Raw genomic sequence first — 21,625 nt, 5'->3', positions numbered from 1 at the left:
GCGGCGGCGGGTCACGAGCGCAGCTCCAGCGCAGTCTGCCCGATGCGGATCGGCTGACCCGGCGCGACGAGCAGCGGCCCCTGGACGCGCTGCTGGTCGAGGTAGGTGCCGTTGGTGGAACCGAGGTCCTCGACGTACCACTGGCCGCCGCGGTTGGTCAGCCGGGCGTGCCGCGAGCTGGCGAAGTCGTCGGTGAGCACCAGGGTCGAGTCGTCGGCGCGGCCGATGAGGATCGGCTGGTCGCCCAGCGTGATCTTCGTGCCGGTGAGCGGGCCGGCGGTGACGACGAGGGTCTTGGGTGCGCCGCGGGTCTTCTTCTTCCCCGGGGTGGCGGCGCGCGGCGGCACCGAGGCCACCCGCCCGGCGCGGCCGCCGAACAGGTCGGCCCGGACCACCCGGAAGGCGGCGAAGATGAACAGCCACAACAGCAGGAGGAAGCCGAAGCGGAAGATCTGCAGGACGATCTCGGCCGTCACGCGCCCGCCTCGCTGGCGCTCGTCGGCCGCGTGCCGGGGCGTGCTCTGCTCATGCGTGACCTCGCGAGCTCGGTCACGTCCCGTCCTGCCGGTAGACCAGCACCGAGTGGCCGATGCGGATGACGTCGCCGTCGGCGAGCGGCTGACGGGTGATCCGCCGGCCGTTGACCAGGGTGCCGTTGGTCGAGCCGAGGTCCTCGGCGATCGCCGTCCCGTTGTCCAGGACGACGTCGACGTGCTTGCGGCTCACGCCGGTGTCGGGCAGCCGGATGTCGGCGTCCGTCCCGCGGCCGATGACGTTGCGCCCCGTCGTCAGCTCGTGCCGCGTGCCGGGGCCGTCGACCAGCAGGACGTGGGTGACGCCGGGCTTGGCGCCGGCGCGCCCGACCATCGCGGAGGGCGCCTGCCGGCCGGTGTCGGTGGCCATGCGGCCCTGCAGCGGGGGGAGCGGGGGGACGGCGCCGCTGCGGGGGCCGACCGGCTCGTCGAGGCGCGGACCCGGCTTGGCCGACGGGTCGGCGACGTGCGAGCTGACCTCGAAGACGCCCGTGGGCAGCTGCTCGTCCCGCTCCAGGCGCACCTGCACGGCGTCGAAGACCTGGTAGCCCTCGCCCTCGATGTGCTCGGTGACCATGTCGGCGAGCTGGGCGGCCAGCTGCTCGGACCACTCGGCGAGGTGGTCGTAGTCGGTGCGGCCCAGCCGCACGTCGTAGATGTTGGGCGCGAGGACCCGACCCTCGCCCATCACCGAGCGCTGCTCGTCGGCCTCGCGGGTCAGGGCCTTGGCGATCTCGGCCGGGTGCACCTTGCCCTTGAAGATCCGGGCGAAGGCCAGTCCGACCATGCCCTCGAGTCGCCGCTCGAAGCGCTGCAGCACACCCACAGTCGCTCCCTTGCGCTCGCGCGGTCCTCCGGTCTGCCACCGATGATCGTAGCCGTCCACGGAGCGGCCAGCCGCGGACCGACTCACGTTCCGGACAGCGCGACAGACCCGCGGGGAGGACGACCCACCCCCTGCCGGGGTTCTGCCACGGAGGCTGCTAGTGTCCTTCACCGCCGGGGCAAGTGGCGGAATGGCAGACGCGCACGGTTCAGGTCCGTGTGTCCGAGAGGACGTGGGGGTTCAACTCCCCCCTTGCCCACAGGTGCGACGAGGGCCCCGGGGAGATCTCCCCGGGGCCCTTCACTTCGGCTCCGTCCGGCCCCCTGCAGGGTCCCGCTGCGAGCTCGTGAGCGGGGGCCTCTTTCAGGCCGTGCCGCCGCGCTCCTGGATGAAGGCCGCGGAGTCGTAGTAGGTCCGGACGCCGGTGAGCCGTTCCTCGTCGCCCTCGATGACGGTCACCCCGCGGTACCGGAACGGCTTGCCGCTGCGCAGGGTGCCGGTCGAGGTCCACTCCAGGGCCGCGGTGTCCTCACCGACGACGCTGTGCGTGAAGGTCGTCTCCAGGTCGCCGAAGACGTTGCGGTAGTCCTCCCAGAAGGTCTTCGCGCCGTCCTTGCCCTTCGTCTGGTGGTGCTCGTCCAGCTTGACCAGCTCGGCGTCGTCCCCGGTGAGGTCCACCATGGGCTGGACGTCGCGGTCGCTGTCGATCCGGTGCAGCGCATCGGTGAAGCGCTCGGTCATGGAGTGCATCGCAGTCCCCCGGTGTGCGGCGTGGGCGGTCGGGGTCGGTGTACCCACTCCAGGGACCGTCACCCGTGCCGTCAGGTCAGCCGGCGGCGGTCGTCGTCGTCGCGACCGCGGCCGAGTGTCTGGGCGAGCAGCACGGCGCCCCACGGACCGATGACCCAGATCGGCCAGAAGTAGCGGAACTCGCCGGAGCCGATCACCGTGGCGGTCCAGACGGTCAGCACGATGAGGGCGGTCACGGCCCAGTTGCGCCAGGCCGCCTCGCGGGAGGGCCCGCCGGTCCAGCCGCCGTGGTGCCAGCCGTGGGCGGCGGGCTGCGGCTGGACCGGAGCGGGCGCCGGGGGTTGCGCGGCCGGGCGTGGCAGGTCGGCGGTAAGCTCCTCGAGCTCGCCGTAGGTCCGGGCGGCGTAGGCACGGGCCAGGCGCTCGTCGTACTCGGCGACGGTGAGCCGCCCGGCGCTCATCTGCTCACCCAGCTGGGCGGCCACGGCGGCGCGGTCGGCGTCAGCGGCACGCAGGTGCGGCTCGGGCATCGGGGTGGCCTCCTCGGGTCGGGGCTCCAGTCTTTCCCGGTGCGGGCCCCGGCGGTACTGACGGACGTCACGGGTTCCACGTGGAACGCGTCAGTAGGGTCGGGCCGTGCTCGACGTGCGACTCGCACCGGCCGCCTGGGACGACGCCGACGTCCGGCGGCTGACCGCCGCCCAGCAGGCCGAGCTGCGGGCGCGCTACGAGGGCGGTCAGGAGCCCGGGACGCCGCCCTCGGCCGCGGACGTCGCCGTCGTCCTGGTCGCCCGCGACGCCGGCGGCGAGGCGGTCGGGTGCGGCGCGCTGCGCCCGCTGGGGGATGGCGTCGCGGAGATCAAGCGGATGTACGTCGTGCCGGCGGCGCGGGGGCGGGGTCTGTCGAAGCTGTTGCTCGCCGGGCTGGAGGCGGCCGCGCGGGACCGCGGCTGGACGACGCTGCGCCTGGAGACCGGTCCCCGTCAGCCGGAGGCCATCGCGCTGTACGAGGGCGCGGGCTACCGGCCGATCGCTGCCTTCGGCCCCTACTCGGACGACGCCGACGACTCGCTGTTCTACGAGCGGGTGCTCGACCAGGGCTGATCCGGCTCGCCGTCTCCCGGCGAGATCGCCCATCCCGCGCCGATGGAGCACCGCGCCCGTCGTGTGGTGGGGTGGAGCCATGAGCGCTGCCTGGCCCGCGACCGAGCCCACCGAGGTCGAGATCACCTCCGGCGACGCCCGGCTGGCCGTCGACCTGCGCGGCGGCGCCATGCGCGCGCTGACCGTCGGTGACCGCGAGCTGCTCGACGGCTACCCCGCGGACACGGTGCCCAGCGGCAGCCGGGGCCGGGTGCTGCTGCCCTGGCCCAACCGCATCCGCGAGGGCCGGTGGAGCTGGGGTGGCCGTGATCTGCAGCTGGAGCTCGCCGGCCCGGACAAGCCCACCGCCATGCACGGCCTGGTCGGCTGGCAGCCCTGGAGCGTCCTCGAGAGCGGGGACGACGCGGTGACCGTCGGCACCGTCGTCGAGCCCCGTTCCGGCTACCCGTTCCGGCTGGCCGCCGCGATCGACCACACCCTCGAGACCGGCCGGCTCACCGTGACGATGCGGGTCCGCAACGCCGGTGTCGAGCCGGCCCCCTTCGGCGCCGGCTTCCACCCGTACCTCGCCGTCGGCGCGCAGGAGGACGGCGGCATCGCCGACGCCGAGCTGGAGCTGCCCGCCCGCACCGAGCTGGTCGTCGACGACGGCGGGCTCCCGACGGGCGAGCGGCGTCCCTTCGACGGGGTGATCGGCCGGATCGGCGACCGCTCCCTCGACACCCCGGTCACCGACCTGGACCGCGACGCCGACGGCTGGGCCCGCGTGCGGCTGCGCAGCGCGGCGCTGGGCAGCCTCGAGCTCGCCGTCGACGGCTCCTGGTCGTGGCTGCAGGTCTTCACCGGCGACACGCTCAGGGTCGGGCAGCGCCGGCGCAGCGTCGCCGTCGAGCCGATGACCTGCCCGCCGAACGCGCTGGCCGACCACGTCGACCTCGTCGTGCTCGACCCGGGCGCCGAGTGGTCCGGAACCTGGACCCTCACCTGGGAGGTCTGACGTGCGGGTCGCCGAACTGTGGCGGTACCCGGTCAAGTCGTTGCAGGGCGAGCGGCTGACCAGCACCGAGGTCGGCCGGGAGGGGCTGGCCGGAGACCGGCAGTGGGCGCTGTTCGGCGTCGGCACCGGCTTCGGGCTGACCGCCCGCCGGGTGCCCGACCTGCTGTTCCTCTCCGGCCGGCTGCGTGCGGACGGCCACGTCGAGGTGGTGCTGCCGGACGGGACCGTCACCTCCGACGACGCCGTGCTGTCGGACTGGCTGGGCCGGCCGGTGGTGCTGCGGGCCGCGGCGGACGCGCCCGGCGAGCGCCGGTACGAGAGCCCCCACGAGGTCGGCGAGGCCGGCGAGTACGACTGGGACGCCTTCTCCGGCGCCCGCGGCGCCTTCCACGACAGCTGCCGCACCCGGGTGTCGCTGGTCTCCACCGGCACGCTGGGCACCTGGGACCGGCGGCGGTTCCGCGCCAACGTCGTCCTCGAGGGGACGGGGGAGGACGCGCTGGTCGGCCGGCGGGTGCGGCTGGGCGGCGCCGAGCTGGACGTCGTCAAGCAGGTGGGCCGCTGCGTCATGGTGACCCGGCCGCAGCCCGGCGGGATCGGCCGGGACAACGGCGTCCTCAAGACCATCCACCGCGAGCGGGACGGCTCCCTCGCGGTCGGGGCGCTGGTCGCCCGGGCGGGCGCGGTCGCGGTGGGCGACGAGCTGACAGCATGAGCCGCGTGCGCACCGTGGAACTGCGGCCGGGGGAGGAGTCCATCCGGCTGGGTCAGCTGCTCAAGCTGGTGGACGCCGTGCCGACCGGCGCCCAGGTGAAGGACGTGCTGCTCACCGGCACGGTCCGGGTCAACGGCGAGCCCGAGGAGCGGCGCGGCCGGCAGGTCCGCAGGGGTGACGTGGTGAGCATGGAGGGCATGGAGGACGTGCTCGTCGGCTGAAGAAGGACCCCCCTGCCCCCCCGTGGAAGGACCCCGTCCCCCCGTCCTTCGCAGGCTCAGGCCGGGACCCGGGACGGGGCCGACGGCGGGACCCCTGCAGGCGGGCCTGGCCGACCGGTGTCGTCGTCGGCTGAGTTCCACGTGGAACGCTGTGCCGCATGACCCGCGCGCCGTACCTGTCGTCCCGGCTGCAGGGCTTCGGGACGACGGTCTTCGCCGAGATGAGTGCGCTCGCCGTGGCCACGGGCTCGATCAACCTCGGGCAGGGCTTCCCCGACTACCCGGGCCCGCCGGAGGTGCTGGAGGCTGCCCGCTCGGCGATCGGCACCGCGCACGACCAGTACCCGCCGGGCCCCGGCATCCCGGAACTGCGGTCCGCGGTGGCCGAGCACGTGCACCGCTTCGGCGGCCACGCCTACGACCCGGACGCCGAGGTGCTGGTCACCGCGGGCGCCACCGAGGCACTGACCGCCGCGCTGCTGGCCCTGCTCGAGCCCGGCGACGAGGTCGTCCTGTTCGAGCCGGTGTACGACAGCTACGCGGCGGGCATCGCGATGGCCGGCGGGGTCGCCCGGCCGGTGCCGCTGCGGCCCCCGCCGTCCGGCACCGGGCCGTGGACCTTCGACGCCGCCGAGCTCCGCGCGGCGGTCACCCCGCGGGCGCGGCTGCTGCTGAACACGCCGCACAACCCCACCGGCAAGGTCTTCACCCGCGCGGAGCTCGGCACGCTGGCGGCGCTGGCCATGGAGCACGAGCTGTTGGTGCTCGCCGACGAGGTCTACGAGCACCTGGTCTTCACGGGCGCCCGGCACGCCTCCCTGTCCACCGTGCCCGGCATGCGGGAGCGGACCCTCGTCGTGGGCAGCGCCGGGAAGACCTTCAACGTCACCGGGTGGAAGGTCGGCTGGATCTGCGGGCCGGCGCCGCTGGTGTCCGCCGTCCGCACGGCCAAGCAGTTCCTCACCTACGTCAACGGCGGGCCGTTCCAGCCGGCGGTCGCGGCCGGGCTGCGGCTGCCCGACGAGTACTTCGCCGGCATCGCGCGCGACCTGGAGTACCGCCGCGACGTGCTGGTCGAGGGGCTGACCGCCGCTGGCCTGCCGGTGGTGTGCCCGGAGGCGACGTACTTCGCCACGGTCGACGTCCGGCCGGTGCAGCCCGACGGGGACGGCCTGGCGTTCTGCCGGGCACTGCCCGAGCGTGCGGGTGTGGTGGCCGTCCCGACGGTGGTCTTCTACTCGTCGGAGCACGCGCACCTGGGCCGCCACCTCGTGCGCTTCGCGTTCTGCAAGGGCGACGCCGTGCTGGCCGCGGCGGTCGACAGGTTGGCGGGGATGGGTCGGGCGGGACGATGAGGAGGTCGGCATGAGGTTCGCGGTGGTCCAGCACGACATCGTCTGGGAGGACCGGACGGCGAACTTCGCGCGCCTGGCGCCGCTGGTCGCTCGCGCGGTCGGCGCGGGGGCGGAGTTCATACTGCTCAGCGAGACGTTCTCGACCGGTTTCACGATGACGCCGGGGATGGGGGAGCCCGAGGGCGGCCCGTCGGCGCAGTTCCTCCAGGAGCGGGCCGCCGAGCACGGTGTCTGGGTGGCGGGCAGCTGCCCGGAGGTCGCGCCCGATGGGGACCTGCCCTTCAACTCCTTCGTCCTGGCCGGCCCCGACGGCACGGTGCACCGCTACCGCAAGCTGCACCCGTTCACCCACGGCGGCGAGCACGAGCGCTTCCGGGCCGGGGAGAAGCCGGTGACCGTGGAGGTCGGCGGCCTCCGGGTGACCCCCTTCGTCTGCTACGACCTGCGCTTCGCCGACGTCTTCTGGTCCGCCGCGCTCGACACCGACGTCTACCTGGTGACGGCGAACTGGCCGGCCGCCCGTCGGCTGCACTGGCAGGCGCTGCTGCAGGCCCGGGCGATCGAGAACCAGGCCTACGTGGTGGGCTGCAACCGCGTCGGCACTGCGGGCGACGGCACCGAGCACACCGGCGACAGCCGCATCGTCAGCCCGATGGGCGAGCTGCTGGCGACCGCCGCGGGCGTGGAGACGGTGCTGGTGGCCGACGTCGACCCCGCCGAGGTGGCCGCCACCCGCGAGCGGCTGCAGTTCCTCGCCGACAGGCGCTGACGGCAGGGCCTGGCCGACCGACGGGCCTAGGAGAGGAGCCCCTGCCCCCTGCCACTCGCAGGCTCGCGGCCGGCCCCTGCAGGGGGCCGCTCCCGGTCCAGGCGGTCCTGACCCAGCCGGTCCTGGTCGACGTCGACCCGCTCGCGGCGCACCTCGTCGCGGACCTGCGTCTGCTCCTGCACCCACTCGGTGCGCAGCCGCACCCGCTCGACCGGCACGACCTCGGTGCTGACGACCGGCCGCTCGGTGTGCAGCACGATCGTCTCCGGCAGACCACCGGTGCCGACCGCGTCGAGAGCGCCGGTCGTCGCTGGAGCGCCGTCGTCCAAGGGGATCTCCTCGATCCGGATCTCCTCGCGGCGGATGGGGACGGTGATCTGCACCTCCTCGGTGACCACGTACTTGACCACCCGCACCCGCTTGGCGGCGTACCGCTCGGTGGCCACCCGCAGCTGCTCCTCGCTGCGGGTCATGGCGCCGTCCGCGGGGGGAGGGGTCGGCACGGCGGAGACCGGCATCGTCCGGTCGCTGGCGGCCGCACGGTCGACGCTGACGGTGTCCTGCCGCGTGCCACCCGCGCTCTGGTCGGCCGGCAGCTGGGAGAGGTCGCGGGTGGTCGTGTCGTCACCGGGCGGGGCCTGCGCCGTGCCGGCTGTCGTCGTCCCGGCTGTGCTCGTCCCGGGTGAGGTCGTCTCGGTCGCGGACGTCCCGGCGTCCAGGCCGTAGTGCTGGCGCAGCAGCGCCTCGGCCTCGGGGTCGAGGTGCTGGTCGGAGACCGACGGGGCGGTGCGGACGGCCTCCTTGGTGACCGGCAGCCGCACGGTGCCCTCGGTGAGGGTCGCCTCGGTCGCGGGCACGACGGAGTGCCGGGTGCCGAACAGCCCGGTGGAGACCGCCACCCAGGTGGGGGCGCCGGTGCGGTCGTCGGTGAAGAAGTGCTCGACCGTGCCGATCTTCTCGCCGTCGGGGCCGTACGCCGCGCTGCCGATCGCCGCGGACAGTTCTCGCTCGCTCAACACCGGGTCGGCTCCCCTCGCCTCACAGATCCCGACGGGACCCGTCCGTGTGCAGCGTGCCCACCACGGACACCGGCTGAACATGGGTCGCTGCGCGGCGTCCGCACTGTGCTGGTCTGCTCGTCCGTGCCTACCGTGGCACCCGTGACCACCGTGCACGTCGAGGTCGAGCGCAAGTTCGAGGCCGACGAGACCTTCGTCCTCCCGGATCTCACCGGCGCAGGAGGGGTCGCCGCGGTCGGCGACCCGGAGGAGCAGTCGCTCGAGGCCACCTACTACGACACCCCGGACCTGCGCCTGCTGCGCTCCCGCGTCACGCTGCGGCGGCGCACCGGGGGGGCCGACGCCGGCTGGCACGTGAAGCTCCCTCGGGCGGACGGCGCCCGGCGCGAGCTGCACCAGCCGCTGGGCCGGGCGGCCCGCACCGCCCCGCGCGCCGTCGTCGCCCCGCTCCTGGGCCTGCTGGGCACCGCCGCGGCCGAGCCGGTCGCCACCCTCTCCACCCGCCGGGTGGTGCACCGGCTGCTGGACGGGGAGGGGAGGGTGCTGGCCGAGGTGGCCGACGACGCCGTCGTCGGCACGGCGTTCGCGACCGCACCCGGCGAGCCGGCCACCGTCACCACCTGGCGGGAGGTCGAGGTCGAGCTGGTCGACGGCGACGAGACGCTGCTCCAGGCGGTCACCGAGCGGCTCGTCGCGGCCGGCGCCCGCCCCGCCGCCGTCCCCTCGAAGCTCGCCCGAGTGCTGGACGGGCGGCTGCCGGCGCCGGGGGCCCCCGCCCCGGAGCCGTCCGAGGCCGACGGGACGGCGAAGAAGGGCAAGAAGGCGAAGAAGGAGCAGCGCCCGGTCCGCACGGCCGGCGAGGTGGTCCTCGGCGCGGTGGCCCGGCAGCTCCAGGCGCTGCGGGCCGCCGACCTGGCGGTGCGCACCGAGCAGCCCGAGGGCGTGCACGACCTGCGGGTGGCCTGTCGCCGGCTGCGCAGCATCCTCGCCGCGTTCCGTCCCGTGCTGGACCGCGAGCACACCGAGCCGCTGCGCGTCGAGTTGCAGTGGGTGGGCGCGCAGCTCTCCGGCGCCCGCGACACCGAGGTGGCGCTGACCCACCTGCGCGAGCTGGTCGCGACCCAGCCGGTCGAGCTGGTGCTCGGGCCGGTCGCCGCCCGCCTTCGGCAGACCGAGGTCAAGGACCACCAGGCCGGCGCCCGCCGGGTCACGCGCACGCTCACCGACCGGCGCTACCTGCGGCTGCTCGACGCCCTCGACGCGCTGCTGGCCGAGCCGCCGGTCACCGAGCTGGCCGCCACGCCCGCCCCCGTGCAGCTGGCCGACGCCGTCCGGCGCACCGGGAAGCGGCTGCGCCGCGCCGTCGCGGCCGCCGGTGAGGTCGAGGGGGCCGAGCGGCACGAGCGCCTGCACGAGGTCCGCAAGTCCGCCAAGCGGGTGCGCTACACCGCGGAGGTGGCCGAGGCCGAGTTCGGCGAGCCGGCCACCGCGCTCATCGCCTGCACGAGGCAGGTGCAGGACCTGCTCGGGGCTGCCCAGGACACGGTCGTCACCCGGGACGTCGCCGTCCGGGTCGGGCGGGCCGCCTTCGCCGCGGGCGAGAACGCCTGGACCTACGGCCGGCTGCACGCCCTCGAGGAGGCCCGGGCCGCGGCCGCCGAGGCGGGCTTCTGGACACTGGAGCCGGGGCTGCGGCGCGCGGTCAAGGCCGTGACCTCACTCACCTGAGGCCGCTGGGGAACCCCGGACGGCGGAGGAGCGTCGTCCCCCGAGAGGCGGGCCGCCCGGGCCGCACCACGAGCACGAGGAGCCCGACCTGTCCCTCATCGGTCTGCTGGGGTTCGCCACCGTCGTCCTCATGGCCGTGCTGCTCCTGCACGGCTACCTGTGGTGGCGGCTGGTCCGCAGCACCACCCGCCCGGGCCGGACGAGGCGGCTGCTGACGCTGGGCGTGATCGTCCTCGCCGTGCTGCCGATGGGCGCGGTCCTGCTGCGGCGCGAGGACTCCGCGCTGAGCACGGTCGTGCAGTGGATCGGCTTCAGCTGGCTGGGCGTCGCGTTCTACCTGTTCCTGACCCTGCTCGCCCTCGAGCCGGTGCGGCTGGTCCTGCGTCGGCGGTCGCGGAGCCTCCCCGGCGACGAGGTGGAGCCTGTCGCCGCAAGTGGGGCCCGGAGGGACGCACCGGCTCACGTCGAGTCGGGTACGGCACCTGAGCCGGGGTGGACCGGTCGCGGGGGCCGGAGGCTCCCCGACCGGGACACGGGCAGCGGCTCCGCGGCGGCCGGGACGGCACTTGGCCGCGGTGCGGTCCGGCAGGACCGCGATGTGACAGATCCCTCCCGGCGGCTGCTGCTCGCCCGGGGGCTGGCGGTGACGGCGGGCGCGGTCGCGCTGGGCACGGCCGGCACGGGCGCCTACCTCGCCAACAGCGCCCCCGTCGTCCGCCGGGTGCCGATCACGCTCGCCGGCCTGGACCCGGCCCTGGAGGGCCTGCGGATCGTCACCTTCTCCGACGGCCACCTCTCGGCCCTGTACGGCGGACGGCGCTTCGAGCGGCTGGTCGAGACCGTCAACGCCCAGCGGCCCGACGTCGTGGCGATCGTGGGCGACCTGGTGGACGGCGAGCTCGGCGAGCTGCGCGAGGAGGTGGCCCCGCTGGCCGACCTGGTCAGCGAGCAGGGCGTCTACTTCGTGACCGGCAACCACGAGTACTTCGTCGACACGACCGCGTGGCTGCGTCACCTGCCGACCCTGGGTGTGCAGGTGCTGCGCAACGAGCGGGTGCCGATCGTGCGCGGTGGCGCGTCGGTCGACCTGGCCGGCATCGACGACCGGACGGCGCTCAGCTCCGGCGTCCCCGGCCACGGCGCCGACCTTGACGCCGCGCTGGACGGCCGCGACGACGCCGTCCCGCTGGTGCTCATGGCCCACCAGCCGGTGCAGGTGGAGCAGGCGGCGGCCGCGGGGGTCGGGCTGCAGCTGTCCGGGCACACGCACGGCGGTCAGCTGTGGCCCTTCGACTACGCGGTGCGGCTGGACCAGCCGGCCGTGCAGGGGTTGTCCCGGGTCGGGGACACCCAGCTCTACGTCACGACCGGCGCCGGCTTCTGGGGCCCGCCGATGCGGATCGGTGCCCGGCCCGAGGTCGCGGTCGTCGAGCTGCGCGCCCCCTGAGGCTCACAGCTCGCGCAGCGCGTCCAAGGCCTCCTCGACGACCTCCTCCAGCGCCAGCCCACCGCCGGAGTCCGCCCAGCGCAGCAGCCCCTGCGTGTAGGCCGACAGGTGCGCGGTGACGACGACGGCCGCGGCCGGGTCCTTCTCCACGCCGAGGCACTCCAGGAGCAGCTGCGCGGTCGCGCGCTCGTACTCCGCCGCGCGGTAGCGCAGGCCGGACGTGGTCGCGATGAGCTGCCACCGGGCCAGGGCGTCGGACCGGACGTCCCCGGTCAGCCCGCGGACGAAGCCGAGGATCGCCGAGCGCATCCGCTCGCCGAGCGGCCGGTCGGCCGGGACCGTCGCGATCAGGGCGTCGATCTCGGCGCGGTCCGGGAGCGCCATGATGAGCTTGTCCTTGCCGGGGTAGTGCGCGTAGAAGGTCTGCACCGACACCCCGGCCGCCGCGGCCAGCCGGGCGATCGACACGTCCTCGTAGCCGTGCTCGGCGAACAGCTCCATCGCGGCGTCGTAGATCCGCTGGTGCGTGGAGGCGTACTGGCGGGCGCGGTGGTCCTGGGCCACGATCGGTCCCCCTCCAGTCCACGGCGCCCACCGGCGCTCGGCCACTTCTGACAGTGCCCAGCGGAGGACACCGAGAAGACACCACATCATGTGTGGCGTCCGTCCCTGCCGCACACCCGTCCCCTCCACGGAGGAGTGACACCGGACACGTACGGGACACGGCCGAGTGAGGGGAGACGTCTGTAGACGACCAGACGTCTACATCCGCAGTACCTTTGGGGCGTGACGAGCGCCGTGTCGGGACCGAAGTACCTGTCGGTCCGCGAGCACCTGCGCCGCCGGGTGTCCGCGCTGCCCGAGCACACGCTGCTGCCGCCGGAGCCGGTCCTGTGCGAGGAGTACGGGGTCAGCCGGATAACGCTGCGCCGCGCGGTGGACGGGTTGGTGGCCGACGGGCACCTCGTGCGCGAGCAGGGCCGCGGCACCTACGTGACCCGTCCGGCGATCCGCCACGAGTACCGTGAGAGCTTCGTGCACCGCATCGCCGGCTGGAGCTCGGTGATGACCGAGCAGGGCGCGCAGGTGGGCACCACGGTGCTCACCCAGCGGATCGTCCCCGTCCAGCCGCCGGTCGCCGTCGAGCTGGGGCTCGAGCCCGCGACCGACGTCGTCGAACTGGTCCGGCTGCGCAGCGTGGACGGTGCGCCGAACCACGTGGCGCACAGCTTCCTGCCTGCCGACACGTACCCGAAGGCGGCGGAGGCGGACCTCACCGAGGGCTCGCTGTACGAGTTCCTCCGCCGGGAGTACTCGGCCGACCTGGCCCATGCGCGGATCGTCGTCGACGTCGACACCGCGGCACCGGACGAGGCCGACCTGCTGCGCGTGGTCGCCGGATCACCGCTGCTGGTGGTCCGGACGACGGTCCGCGACAGCGCCGGGCACCCGTTGGTGCACAGCTTCTCCCGGCTGCGCCCCGACGTCAGCCAGGTCGAGTTCGAGGTCTCGGTCAGCGGCCGCTGAGCAAGGACCCCCGTCCTCCCCACCCTTCGCAGGCTCAGGGTGGGCCCCTGGACGGGAGCCGTTCCAGCACCTCACGGGCTCGCGGCGGGACCCTGCACGGGGGCCGTCAGGGCTCGCGGCGAGCCGCTGACCATCGGGCGCGGACTACCGTCGGCGGGGCCGCACCCCGTCGTCCCCGGAGGTCCCATGCCCCAGCCGGTCACCGCCAGCGGCAGCCGCGAGCTGCCCCACGAGCGGCGCCGGGTGTGGGAGGCGCTGGCGGTGCTCGCGCCGTACTGCGCCGTCTGCGACGTCTCCTACGTCGTCGAGGGCGCCCGCGCGCCCGACCGCGGGACCCGGTTCGTCTGCGTGCCCGGCCGCCTGGACGACGGGGCGCAGCCGCCGGCCGGGGCGCCCCAGGGCGAGATCGTCGAGTGGGTGCCGCGAGAGCGGGTCACCACCCGGCTGCAGCTGACCCCCGAGACCTGGACGACGACGATCGAGCTCGCCGACGCCGGCCCCGGTGCCACCCTCGTGACCATCACCGTCAGCCACGAGCCGCGCTCCGACGGCCGGCTCACCCAGCGGCTCACCCAGCGCCTGATGCGCGGCGGCGTGCGCGAGATGGTGCAGCGCACGGTGGACGGCGAACTCGACCGGCTGCCCGCGCACGTCGCTCGCCTCCAGGCGTGATCATCAGATTGGGCGACGCGCGCATCGTCCTCTCGACCGCCGGGTACGGGATAGTCATGATCCGGTGTGCAGCACCCGGCGCTGTGCCGGGTCCGCGCGCTCCGGGCGGGTTACCGAGGAGTTGGCTATGGAAATCATCGGGTTGATCATCGCGGGGCTCATCATCGGCCTGCTGGGGAAGTTCGTCGCCCCCGGCGCGAAAGACAACACGCCCCTCTGGCTCACGCTGCTGTGCGGCATCGGCGGGGTGCTCATCGGCTACTACGTGAGCGGCGCGCTGGGGGTGGCGGCCACTCCGGGCATCGACTGGATGAGGTGGATCATCTCCATCATCGTGGCGGCGGTGCTGGTGGTGGCGGCATCGACGCTCACCGGCCGGAACAGGCGCGCCGTCCGCTGACTCCCGGTCCCCGGGGGGCTCTGAGCCCGACGGAGCCCCCCGGGGGCAGCCGGCCGGACGGCGTCCGCGTCAACGGCCCGCGAACGCGAGGGAGAGACCGTGCAGATCCTCGGACTCATCGTGGTGGGCCTGGTCATCGGGGCCCTGGCCCGGCTGCTCAAGCCCGGTAGGCAGCGGATGAGCATCCTCGCCACGATGCTGCTCGGCGTCGCCGGCGCGATCATCGGCGGCCTCATCGCCGACTGGCTGGACGTCGGCTCGATCACCGAGCTGAACGTCTGGGGCTTCCTCTTCGCCCTCATCGTCGCCGTCCTGCTCATCGGCGTCGCCGAGGCCGTGTCCGCAGGCCGCAACCGCGCCGTCCGCTGACGCCGAGCCCGGGGCCTCAGAGCTCGACGGAGTCCCCCGGGGCCAGCCGGCTGTACGGGGTCGGCGTCCCCGGGCCCCGCTCGCCCAGCAGTCCGCCGACCAACCCCAGCCCGGTGTCGTTGAGCAGCCCGTCGTGGACGGCGTAGGCCTGGTCCGCGTCCACGGCCCGCACGTAGTCGATCACCTCGGCGGTCTTCGACCAGGGCGCGTGCACCGGCAGCAGCAGCGTGGCCACCGGCTCGCTGGGCACGGTGAACGCGTCGCCCGGGTGGAACACCGCCCCGCCGACCAGGAATCCCACGTTGCCCACCCGCGGCAGCTCGGGGTGGATCACCGCGTGCAGCTCCCCGTGCACGGTGACGTCGAAACCGGCGACGGTGAGCGCGTCGCCGTCCCCCACCACGTGCACCCGGCCGGCCGCGCCGTCGAGCTGCCCGGCCACCGACCCGTTGGTCCACACCTCCAGGGCGGGGTCGGCGGCCATGGCCGCGCGCAGCACGTCGGGCGCGAAGTGGTCCATGTGCTCGTGGGTCACCAGGACCGCGTCGGCCCCCTGCAGCACCGACGGGTCGGTGAACACCCCCGGGTCGATGACGAGCCGCCGGTCGTCCTCGCTGAGGACGACACAGGCATGGCCGTGCTTCGTCAGCTCCATGTCCCGCATCCTGCCCCCGGCCGGCGAGACCCGCCCGGCCCGCCTCCGGGTGAGCCGCTCACCCTTCCGGGTGACCGGACCCCGGTCGGCACTGACCCCGTCCCGGCGGGTCGTCGATACCTCGGGCATGAGCGCCCCCACCCTCGCCGCCACCGTCGTCGCCGCCCGCAGCCGCCCGCACGGCCCGACGGCCGCCCTCTGGCACGCCGTCGAGATGCACCGCCCGACCGCCGAGGTCGACGGCGCCTGCGAGCTCACCCTCTGCGGCTCGCTGGCCCGCGTCGACGTCGAGCAGCCGTGGCCCACCCCGGCCCGCGACGTCTGCCCCGCCTGCGTCGTCCTCAGCCGCTGAGCCTCCCCCGGCCATCCCCGCGGAGATGGCCGGGGGAGGCTCAGGCCGGTTCTTCGGCCAGCTCGGCCCGCAGCCGGGCCAGCAGGTCCGACCGGGTGCCCGCGCCCAGCCGCTGGCGCATCCGGGAGACGTGGTGCTCCACGGTCTTCGCGGAGATGTAGAGCCGCCCGCCGATCTCGCGGTAGGTCTGCCCGGCCACGACCAGCCGGGCCACCTCCCGCTCCCGGTCGCTGAGCGTCCCGGTGCCCACCGCCGGCGGGCTCGGCTGGGAGGTGTCGCGACCGGCCGGTCGCGACACCGGCACCGCCGGCGCGGCCTCGCAGCCGGCGCTGTCGGCCAGTGACCGGGCGCAGCCCAGCAGCACCGAGCGGGCCCGCTGCTCGGTCGCCCGCGCCGCCGCCTGACCGGCCAGCCGCGACCCGTCCCAGCCCAGCCCCACTGCGGTGAGCTGCTCGGCCGCGGCCACCACCTCGTCAGGGTCGACCTCCCCCGACAGCACCTGCAGCCAGGTCCGCCCGGCTCGCGCCACCGTGGCCGCGTAGGGGCTGGTCCGTGCCGCCGAGACCAGCGCCGCCGCGTGTGGCCGCAGCCCATCGGGGTCGTCGGCCAGGATCGCCGCCTGCGCGCCGCTCCAGTGCAGCGAGGTCGCCCACAGCTCCGGGTCGCCCAGCCGCGCCAGCAGCGCCTGCGCCTCGGCCAGGTGCGGGCGCAGCCGCTCGCCGTCCCGCAGCCGTGCCGCGGCTACTACCAGCTCGCCCAGCGGCAGCAGGGTGAACAGGTCCACGGGGTGGCGCACCACCGCCTCGCGCGCCCGCACCCACGCGCGCACCAGGGCCGGCAGGTCGCTGCTGCGCCGCGCCAGCCCCACCTCCAGGGCCTGCAGGACGACGTCGTCGCGCGGCTCGAGCGGGCCGCCGCCCTCCTGCGCCCGCGCCATCTGCTCTCGCGCCTGGGTGAACCGGCCGGCCAGCATCGCGATCCAGGCCAGCAGCAGCAGGTGCCGGCGCCGGCACGGCGGGCCCCCGAGGTCGGCGTCGACCGCCCGCTGCAGCACGGACTCGGCCACCCCCAGCTCCCCGCTGTGCAGCGCGACCAGCGCGGCGAGTGCGGCGGGGGAGTCGACGAGCAGCGCGGTGCGGCCCACCGGCTCGAGCAGCGCGGCGGCGCGGGTGAGCGTCGACAGCGCGGCGGCGATGTCCGCGGCGGCGTCGTCCCCCGTGCGCAGCGACTGGAGCACCCCCTGCGCGGTCAGCTCCTCGCTCACCGAGAGCACCGTGGGCACCGCGCGGGCGGTGCGCGCCGCCTCGAGGGCGGTGGCCGCCGCGCCGGGCTCGCCGGTCGCCAGGAGCGCCAGCGCCGCCGACCCCGCACGCTCGGCCCCGGCCAGCCGGCACAGCCCCGCGGCGCGGGACAGCAGCCCGCGCTGGGCCAGGACGGCCGCGGTCACGCCGGCCGCCCGCGCCCGGTCCGGCGCTGTCTCGTCGGCCAGCACGGTGTCGGCCCACTGCAGCGCACCGTCGAGGTCCCCGGCCAGCGCGGCGGCCTGCGAGCGCCGCCCGGCCAGCGACGCCACCGGCGCCCCGCTGCGCGCCGCCTCGCCGAGCAGCTGGGCGGCCAGCGCCGGGTCGTCGGTCAGCGCCGCCTCGCCGTGCCGTTCGAGCAGCCGGGCGGCGTGCCGGTCCCGCACCCGCTCGGCGGCCAGCCGCCGGGCCAGCTCGACCGGTTCGTCGCCGCGCTCGACCAGCAGCGCCAGCAGCTGGCGCCGGACCCGCCGCGTCACGTCGGGCGGGGTGACCGTCAGCAGCGCACGGGCCGCCAGCGGCACCACCTCGCCGGTGCCCAGCAGCAGCCCCGTGGCCCGGCCGGCGTCCAGCAGGTCGACCGCCCGGTCCGACGACACCCCGAGCAGCTCGCCCAGCACGTCCTCGTCCAGCGGCGCCCCGGCCGCGAGGGCGTGCAGCAGCGCGCGGGTCTCCTCCGCCACGGCCGCCAGGTCGGCCCGGACCCGGTCGGTGACCTCGTCGGGCACCACCAGGCGGCCCGGCTGCCCGGGGACGCCGCCGCGCCGGCCCAGCGCACGCAGCAGGGGGACGGCGAACGCGGGCAGCCCGCCGGTCTGGGTCAGGACGGTGTCGGCGAGCGGGGGTGCCAGGGCCTCGCCCAGCAGCTCCCGGGCCCACTCGCGCAGCCGGGCCCGGTCGGCGTGCCCGAGGACGACGGTGCGCCGGGCGGGACCGACCTCGGCCAGCAGCGCGCCCAGCGCGGCCGGCCGCGGCCACGGTCGCTGCGCCAGCACCACGCGGGCGGCCGGCGAGCGCAGCAGCACGCCCAGGCGGGCCACGTCGGCGTCGGACAGGTGGTGCGCGTCGTCGACGAGGACCGCCACGGGTCCGGACAGCGCGGCCGGGTCCTCCGGGACGGCGTCGAGCACCGCCAGCCCGGCCCGCTCGTGCGCCGTCGCCAGCTCGGCCAGCAGCAGCGACTTCCCGGTCCCCCCGGGGCCCACCACGGTCACGACGGCGGGGACCCGGCCGCAGGAGGCGGTCAGCTCGCGCACCAGCTCCGGGGCCCACCCGGTCGCCGCGCTCACGCCGGCCCCTCCGTCGAGGGAGCCGGTCCGGTCGGGGGGCCGTCGGTCGGCGCGGTCTCCGGCTCGGGGTCGGTCTGCCCGGTCGTCGGCTGTTCCTGCACGGGCGACGGCGTCGGGTCCACGGTCGACGGGGAGGCCGGCGGCTGCTGGGTCGGGGGGTCCGGCTTGAGGGGACCGGGGACCGGCGGCCGGGACACGGGGGGTCGCGAGACCGGGGGCTGGGAGACCGGGGGCTGCGAGGTGGTCGGCTGCCCGCTCCCGGTCGGCTCCTCGACGACGGGGGCCGGGCCGGACGGGGACGGTCTCGCCGCCGTCCCGGGCGCCGGGGCACTCGTCGACGCCGTACCGGACGGGGTCCGGCCGGCGGCACCCCGGGAGGGGCTGGTGGGGGACGCCGTGGTCCCGGGTGCGGTGCGGTCCCTCGTCGGCACCGCGCTGCCGGAGGAGGACGGCGTGCCGGCGCGGGCCGCGGTGGCGATGGCGGCGGCGAGGCTGGTCCGGGGGGAGCCTGTGGGGTCGGTCGCCGTCCGCGGCGCGCCGCCCACGGCGTTCTCCGCGGCGCGCGCGGTGGAGCCGCCCACGGCGGCCGTCCCGCTGGCGATGACGTCTCCGTCGTCGGCCTGCCCCGTGGGTCCGGGCGGGAGGACGGCGTCGAACAGCCCGGCCGCCGCGGGCCCCAGCAGGAGCAGCCCGAGCGCGAGGCCGGCCACGACCGCGCCGCGGCGCAGCCGCCCGCCCCGCCGCGCTGCCGGTCCGGTGGCCGCGCGGGGAGGGGACCCCGGGCGGAGCCGCCCCCGAGGCGTGCGCGGCCGCGGGGGCGCCGGCTGCGGGTCCACGGCGTCGGACGGCGCGTCCGGCGGCTCGGCCGGCGGCGCGGCAGCGGGTGCCTCTCCCGGCAGGGCCTCTGCTGCCAGCGCCTCCGCCGCCAGCGTGGCCGCACCGAGGGCGGGGGTCAGTGCGGGGTCCCCGCCCACGACCAGCGGCCGGCCCAGCTCGTCGGAGAGGACCTCGGCGACCAGCGGCACCCGCACGCCGCCGCCGGCCAGCACCACGGCGTCCAGGTCGGCGGGGTCCAGTCCCGCGGCCGCCACCGCGGCGGCGAGCGCCTCGGCCGCCCCCCGCACCGGCCCGGCCAGCACCTCGTCGAGTTCCTCGCGGGTGAGCCGGACCGGTCCGTCCGGCCCGTCGGTCGCGATCCGGACCACGGTGGCCGTCGACAGCGCCTCCTTGGCCGCCCGGCAGGCTGCCCGCAGCGCCCGGCCGTCCCCAGGGGGTGCGTCCAGGCAGTCGAGGACGTGCGCGAGGACCACGTCGTCGACGTCCCGCCCACCCCAGGGCAGCGGCGCCGGCGGGACGGCGAGGTGCGCCAGCGGCCGGTCCGGGCCGGGGCCCACCACGGCGGTGTCCAGCGTCCCGGCGCCCAGGTCGTAGACGGCGACCGTCGGCTCGGGCGCCAGGTCCCCGGCCGCGACGTGCGCGGCGACGGCCGCGACGGCGGAGGACAGCAGGGAGAAGCGCGGGACGCCAGCGGCGGTGAGCGCGGCGGCCAGGGTGACGCAGCGGTGCCCGGCCCAGGACGGCGGCACGGTCACCACCGTCCACGCGTCGGGCCGGCCCTCCCGCTCGGCGGCGAGCACCCGCACGTGCTGGACGACGTCGGCGACCAGCTCGGCGGCCGGTGCCGCGCGACCTCCGGCGTGGATCGGCACCGGGTCGCCCACCCGCGCCACCAGGGGCGGGCGGCCCGCCGTCCCGTCGGCCGGGACCAGGGCGATCCGCCCGTCGTCCCCGACCGCTGCCGCGACCGGTCCCTCGCCGAGCGGCAGCGGCAGCGGCACCGCCGCGCCGTCCGGCCCGCAGACCGCCGCCGAGACCGCGCCGTCCCCGACGTCGATCCCCAACCCGTACTCGCCGTTGCGCACAGGTCCCCCCCTGACCACACGAGCCCCCGGGTCCGACTGCGGACCGGTCGGGGTCGCGTCGCAACGTATGTCCCTGCCGTCCGTCCTGTCCCGCGTGTCACGGGAGCTGATCGGCCGCGCACGGTGAGGAAGGGGCGACACCCCGCAGCCCCTAACGGAGCGTCAGCGGACATCCCCCATCCCGGTCAGGCGATGGGGGGCGCCTCCCCGATGCCGGGGGACGGCGGCCGGGCGTGGACTGCGCCGCAACAGCCGGCCGACGGTGGACGGCTCGAGACCCAGGAGTGCAGCCATGTCGACCATCGCGAGCACGCTGCTCGACTTCATGCTCGACCTGTTCCGCGACCCGCAGAAGGCCGCGGCCTACGAGGCCGACCCGCAGGGCGCGCTGGACGCCGCCGGCCTGTCCGGCAGTACGCCGGCGGACGTGGCCGACCTCGCCCCGATGGTGTCGGACTACGCCACCGTCGGCGGCTGGAGCGGCGGTGGCTCCCACGGCGGTGGCTCCCACGGGGGTGGCTCTCACGGCGGTGGCTCCCACGGCGGGGGCCGGGACGACCGCGCCAGCGGCGAGGACGGCCGTGGGGGCTCCTGCGACGCCGACGAGGACAGGGGCGGACACCACTCGAGGCCGGTGGACGACGACGCGGACGACCGCTCCTCCGGCGGCAGCGTCGTCGCGCCGGACCGCGAGGAGGGCGACGACGAGGACGAGGGCCAGGCCGGTGGCGGCCACTCCCACGCCCCCGCGCCGGCCGGCGGCACCGAGACGGTGGTCATCACCCACCTGCACGAGGTGCACCACACGCACACCGAGACGACCGTCGAGATCGACGCCTCGCACAGCATCTGGGTGAGCGGCGACGCGCAGGCGATCTTCGGCGACGTCCGGGGCGACGTCACCCAGATCGACAACGAGGGCGGCATCGTCGCCGGCGACGACGTCGAGGACTCCTCGGTCGACAACAGCGACCGCTCGGTGAGCGACTCCTACAACACCGAGGTCGACGTCGACATCGCGGACAGCAACGTCAACGTCGGCGGCGACCAGGCGGTCGACAGCTTCGACACCGAGGTGGAGGTCAGGGACAACGCGCTCGTGGTCGGGGACGACAACACGGTCGTCAGCGGGAACGGCAACGCGGTCGGCAACACGGTCGTCACCGACAACAGCGAGACCGACAACAGCGTCGACGTCGAGTTCGACGACGCCATCGTCCAGACCGGCGACGGGACCGTGGTCAACGACTCGGAGGACGTCGGCAACACCGAGACCACGGTCGAGGACAACAACCTGGTCTTCGCCGGCGACGACGCCATCGTCGACAGCGAGGTGTCCGACTCGCAGGACGAGGACAACGACGGCATCGACGACAGCATCGTCGGCTCGGGGAACGGCAGTGACTTCTCCGACGACGACGTCAACGTCGAGGACAACGAGGTGGCCATCGGCGGCCAGAACGCCAACACCGGCTACCAGGAGGAGTCGGGGAACGAGGACAGCTCCAGCGAGTTCGAGTTCGAGGTCGACTACGAGGAGAGCACCGCCATCGAGGCCGACGACGGCGCCGAGGTCGAGGTCGGCTGACACCCCGACACCGGGTCCCGGTCGCTCCACGGGGGCGACCGGGACCCGGCTGTCCGCGGCTGTCCCCGTAGGAGCCCCGGGTGGTA

General features: G+C 75.6%; 23 protein-coding genes and 1 tRNA gene. 15 read left to right on the top strand and 9 right to left on the bottom strand.

The features are described 5' to 3' along the window. Window positions 1-11: 11 nt before the first annotated feature. Together ACWIX7_RS12795 and ACWIX7_RS12790 are read right to left on the bottom strand one after the other, a co-directional pair. Window positions 12-476, bottom strand: a complete 465-nt coding sequence (locus tag ACWIX7_RS12795) for an FHA domain-containing protein FhaB/FipA (RefSeq protein ID WP_448621912.1) — start codon at window positions 474-476, stop codon at window positions 12-14. 73 nt (window positions 477-549) lie between these two features. Continuing rightward, window positions 550-1,359, bottom strand: coding sequence for an FhaA domain-containing protein (locus ACWIX7_RS12790; protein ID WP_448621911.1), 810 nt, complete (start codon window positions 1,357-1,359; stop codon window positions 550-552). Between the two features lie 176 nt (window positions 1,360-1,535). Here ACWIX7_RS12790 and ACWIX7_RS12785 point away from each other — a divergent pair. After that, window positions 1,536-1,618: transfer RNA gene (locus tag ACWIX7_RS12785), tRNA-Leu, on the top strand. 104 nt (window positions 1,619-1,722) lie between these two features. On the opposite strand, the gene ACWIX7_RS12780 is transcribed toward ACWIX7_RS12785, so the two are convergent. Together ACWIX7_RS12780 and ACWIX7_RS12775 are read right to left on the bottom strand one after the other, a co-directional pair. Then, window positions 1,723-2,100, bottom strand: a complete 378-nt coding sequence (locus ACWIX7_RS12780) for a nuclear transport factor 2 family protein (RefSeq protein WP_448621910.1) — start codon at window positions 2,098-2,100, stop codon at window positions 1,723-1,725. Window positions 2,101-2,180: 80 nt separating this feature from the next. Further along, a complete protein-coding gene (locus ACWIX7_RS12775; protein ID WP_448621909.1) occupies window positions 2,181-2,639 on the bottom strand; it encodes a DUF1707 SHOCT-like domain-containing protein in 459 nt (152 codons plus the stop codon). 106 nt (window positions 2,640-2,745) lie between these two features. Between ACWIX7_RS12775 and ACWIX7_RS12770 the strand changes: the two genes are divergently transcribed. From ACWIX7_RS12770 to ACWIX7_RS12745, 6 genes are all read left to right on the top strand, one after another. Further along, window positions 2,746-3,213, top strand: coding sequence for a GNAT family N-acetyltransferase (locus ACWIX7_RS12770; protein ID WP_448621908.1), 468 nt, complete (start codon window positions 2,746-2,748; stop codon window positions 3,211-3,213). Between the two features lie 79 nt (window positions 3,214-3,292). Beyond that, window positions 3,293-4,210 carry an aldose 1-epimerase family protein gene (locus tag ACWIX7_RS12765; protein WP_448621907.1) on the top strand — a complete coding sequence of 306 codons (918 nt, stop codon included), beginning with the start codon at window positions 3,293-3,295 and terminating at the stop codon, window positions 4,208-4,210. Between the two features lies 1 nt (window position 4,211). Continuing rightward, entirely contained in the window at window positions 4,212-4,925 is a 714-nt protein-coding gene (locus ACWIX7_RS12760; RefSeq protein WP_448621906.1) for an MOSC domain-containing protein, read from the top strand. Next, entirely contained in the window at window positions 4,922-5,146 is a 225-nt protein-coding gene (locus tag ACWIX7_RS12755; RefSeq protein ID WP_448621905.1) for an RNA-binding S4 domain-containing protein, read from the top strand. Before ACWIX7_RS12760 ends, ACWIX7_RS12755 begins: the two co-directional genes overlap by 4 nt. Before the next feature lie 158 nt (window positions 5,147-5,304). Beyond that, entirely contained in the window at window positions 5,305-6,501 is a 1,197-nt protein-coding gene (locus tag ACWIX7_RS12750) for a pyridoxal phosphate-dependent aminotransferase (protein ID WP_448621904.1), read from the top strand. Window positions 6,502-6,511: 10 nt separating this feature from the next. Continuing rightward, on the top strand, window positions 6,512-7,270 hold the full coding sequence (locus tag ACWIX7_RS12745; protein WP_448621903.1) for a nitrilase-related carbon-nitrogen hydrolase: 759 nt from the start codon (window positions 6,512-6,514) through the stop codon (window positions 7,268-7,270). Between the two features lie 26 nt (window positions 7,271-7,296). Here the strand turns inward: ACWIX7_RS12745 and ACWIX7_RS12740 are convergent, their stop codons facing one another. Then, complete coding sequence (locus ACWIX7_RS12740) at window positions 7,297-8,289, bottom strand: PRC and DUF2382 domain-containing protein (protein WP_448621902.1); 993 nt, start codon at window positions 8,287-8,289, stop codon at window positions 7,297-7,299. A 141-nt stretch (window positions 8,290-8,430) separates the two neighbouring features. Between ACWIX7_RS12740 and ACWIX7_RS12735 the strand changes: the two genes are divergently transcribed. Both ACWIX7_RS12735 and ACWIX7_RS12730 read left to right on the top strand, forming a co-directional pair. Beyond that, window positions 8,431-10,017: a CYTH and CHAD domain-containing protein gene (locus tag ACWIX7_RS12735; RefSeq protein WP_448621901.1), complete on the top strand. Its 1,587-nt coding sequence runs from the start codon at window positions 8,431-8,433 to the stop codon at window positions 10,015-10,017. Window positions 10,018-10,147: 130 nt separating this feature from the next. Then, the gene (locus tag ACWIX7_RS12730) at window positions 10,148-11,464 is read left to right on the top strand and encodes a metallophosphoesterase (RefSeq protein ID WP_448621900.1); all 1,317 of its coding nucleotides are present in this window, start codon (window positions 10,148-10,150) and stop codon (window positions 11,462-11,464) included. Between the two features lie 3 nt (window positions 11,465-11,467). Here ACWIX7_RS12730 and ACWIX7_RS12725 read toward each other — a convergent pair whose 3' ends face one another. Then, window positions 11,468-12,028, bottom strand: coding sequence for a TetR/AcrR family transcriptional regulator (locus tag ACWIX7_RS12725; protein ID WP_448621899.1), 561 nt, complete (start codon window positions 12,026-12,028; stop codon window positions 11,468-11,470). A gap of 222 nt (window positions 12,029-12,250) precedes the next feature. Here ACWIX7_RS12725 and ACWIX7_RS12720 point away from each other — a divergent pair, with 222 nt between their 5' ends. The 4 genes from ACWIX7_RS12720 (at window position 12,251) to ACWIX7_RS12705 (ending at window position 14,432) form a co-directional block, all read left to right on the top strand. Beyond that, window positions 12,251-12,991, top strand: a complete 741-nt coding sequence (locus ACWIX7_RS12720) for a GntR family transcriptional regulator (protein ID WP_448621898.1) — start codon at window positions 12,251-12,253, stop codon at window positions 12,989-12,991. Between the two features lie 186 nt (window positions 12,992-13,177). Further along, window positions 13,178-13,663 carry an SRPBCC family protein gene (locus ACWIX7_RS12715; RefSeq protein WP_448621897.1) on the top strand — a complete coding sequence of 162 codons (486 nt, stop codon included), beginning with the start codon at window positions 13,178-13,180 and terminating at the stop codon, window positions 13,661-13,663. Between the two features lie 127 nt (window positions 13,664-13,790). Then, a complete protein-coding gene (locus ACWIX7_RS12710) occupies window positions 13,791-14,063 on the top strand; it encodes a GlsB/YeaQ/YmgE family stress response membrane protein (protein WP_448621896.1) in 273 nt (90 codons plus the stop codon). Between the two features lie 99 nt (window positions 14,064-14,162). Continuing rightward, window positions 14,163-14,432 (top strand): GlsB/YeaQ/YmgE family stress response membrane protein, encoded by a 270-nt coding sequence (locus tag ACWIX7_RS12705; protein WP_448621895.1) that lies wholly within the window; start codon window positions 14,163-14,165, stop codon window positions 14,430-14,432. Window positions 14,433-14,448: 16 nt separating this feature from the next. Here the strand turns inward: ACWIX7_RS12705 and ACWIX7_RS12700 are convergent, their stop codons facing one another. Further along, window positions 14,449-15,087, bottom strand: coding sequence for an MBL fold metallo-hydrolase (locus ACWIX7_RS12700; protein ID WP_448621894.1), 639 nt, complete (start codon window positions 15,085-15,087; stop codon window positions 14,449-14,451). On the opposite strand from ACWIX7_RS12700, the gene ACWIX7_RS12695 reads away from it, so the two are divergent. Continuing rightward, entirely contained in the window at window positions 15,086-15,439 is a 354-nt protein-coding gene (locus ACWIX7_RS12695; protein ID WP_448621893.1) for a hypothetical protein, read from the top strand. The genes ACWIX7_RS12700 and ACWIX7_RS12695 overlap by 2 nt on opposite strands. A gap of 40 nt (window positions 15,440-15,479) precedes the next feature. Here the strand turns inward: ACWIX7_RS12695 and ACWIX7_RS12690 are convergent, their stop codons facing one another. After that, a complete protein-coding gene (locus ACWIX7_RS12690; protein WP_448621892.1) occupies window positions 15,480-18,029 on the bottom strand; it encodes a LuxR C-terminal-related transcriptional regulator in 2,550 nt (849 codons plus the stop codon). Continuing rightward, window positions 18,026-19,951 (bottom strand): Hsp70 family protein, encoded by a 1,926-nt coding sequence (locus ACWIX7_RS12685; RefSeq protein ID WP_448621891.1) that lies wholly within the window; start codon window positions 19,949-19,951, stop codon window positions 18,026-18,028. The genes ACWIX7_RS12690 and ACWIX7_RS12685 overlap by 4 nt, the downstream gene beginning before the upstream one ends. Window positions 19,952-20,243: 292 nt before the next feature. Here ACWIX7_RS12685 and ACWIX7_RS12680 point away from each other — a divergent pair, with 292 nt between their 5' ends. Next, the gene (locus ACWIX7_RS12680; protein ID WP_448621890.1) at window positions 20,244-21,539 is read left to right on the top strand and encodes an IniB N-terminal domain-containing protein; all 1,296 of its coding nucleotides are present in this window, start codon (window positions 20,244-20,246) and stop codon (window positions 21,537-21,539) included. The last annotated feature ends 86 nt before the right edge of the window (window positions 21,540-21,625 follow it).

Source organism: Geodermatophilus sp. URMC 65, from assembly GCF_053502545.1.
This window is presented reverse-complemented; position numbering and strand designations above follow the sequence as displayed.

What these genes read in the sequence shown, in the direction of transcription:
- ACWIX7_RS12710 (WP_448621896.1), top strand. Translation starts at nt 13,791, where the DNA reads ATGGAAATCATCGGGTTGATCATCGCGGGGCTCATCATCGGCCTGCTG.
- ACWIX7_RS12750 (WP_448621904.1), top strand. Translation starts at nt 5,305, where the DNA reads ATGACCCGCGCGCCGTACCTGTCGTCCCGGCTGCAGGGCTTCGGGACG.
- ACWIX7_RS12700 (WP_448621894.1), bottom strand. Translation starts at nt 15,087, where the DNA reads ATGGAGCTGACGAAGCACGGCCATGCCTGTGTCGTCCTCAGCGAGGAC.
- ACWIX7_RS12695 (WP_448621893.1), top strand. Translation starts at nt 15,086, where the DNA reads ATGTCCCGCATCCTGCCCCCGGCCGGCGAGACCCGCCCGGCCCGCCTC.
- ACWIX7_RS12745 (WP_448621903.1), top strand. Translation starts at nt 6,512, where the DNA reads ATGAGGTTCGCGGTGGTCCAGCACGACATCGTCTGGGAGGACCGGACG.
- ACWIX7_RS12755 (WP_448621905.1), top strand. Translation starts at nt 4,922, where the DNA reads ATGAGCCGCGTGCGCACCGTGGAACTGCGGCCGGGGGAGGAGTCCATC.
- ACWIX7_RS12680 (WP_448621890.1), top strand. Translation starts at nt 20,244, where the DNA reads ATGTCGACCATCGCGAGCACGCTGCTCGACTTCATGCTCGACCTGTTC.
- ACWIX7_RS12765 (WP_448621907.1), top strand. Translation starts at nt 3,293, where the DNA reads ATGAGCGCTGCCTGGCCCGCGACCGAGCCCACCGAGGTCGAGATCACC.
- ACWIX7_RS12730 (WP_448621900.1), top strand. Translation starts at nt 10,148, where the DNA reads ATGGCCGTGCTGCTCCTGCACGGCTACCTGTGGTGGCGGCTGGTCCGC.
- ACWIX7_RS12715 (WP_448621897.1), top strand. Translation starts at nt 13,178, where the DNA reads ATGCCCCAGCCGGTCACCGCCAGCGGCAGCCGCGAGCTGCCCCACGAG.
- ACWIX7_RS12775 (WP_448621909.1), bottom strand. Translation starts at nt 2,639, where the DNA reads ATGCCCGAGCCGCACCTGCGTGCCGCTGACGCCGACCGCGCCGCCGTG.
- ACWIX7_RS12780 (WP_448621910.1), bottom strand. Translation starts at nt 2,100, where the DNA reads ATGACCGAGCGCTTCACCGATGCGCTGCACCGGATCGACAGCGACCGC.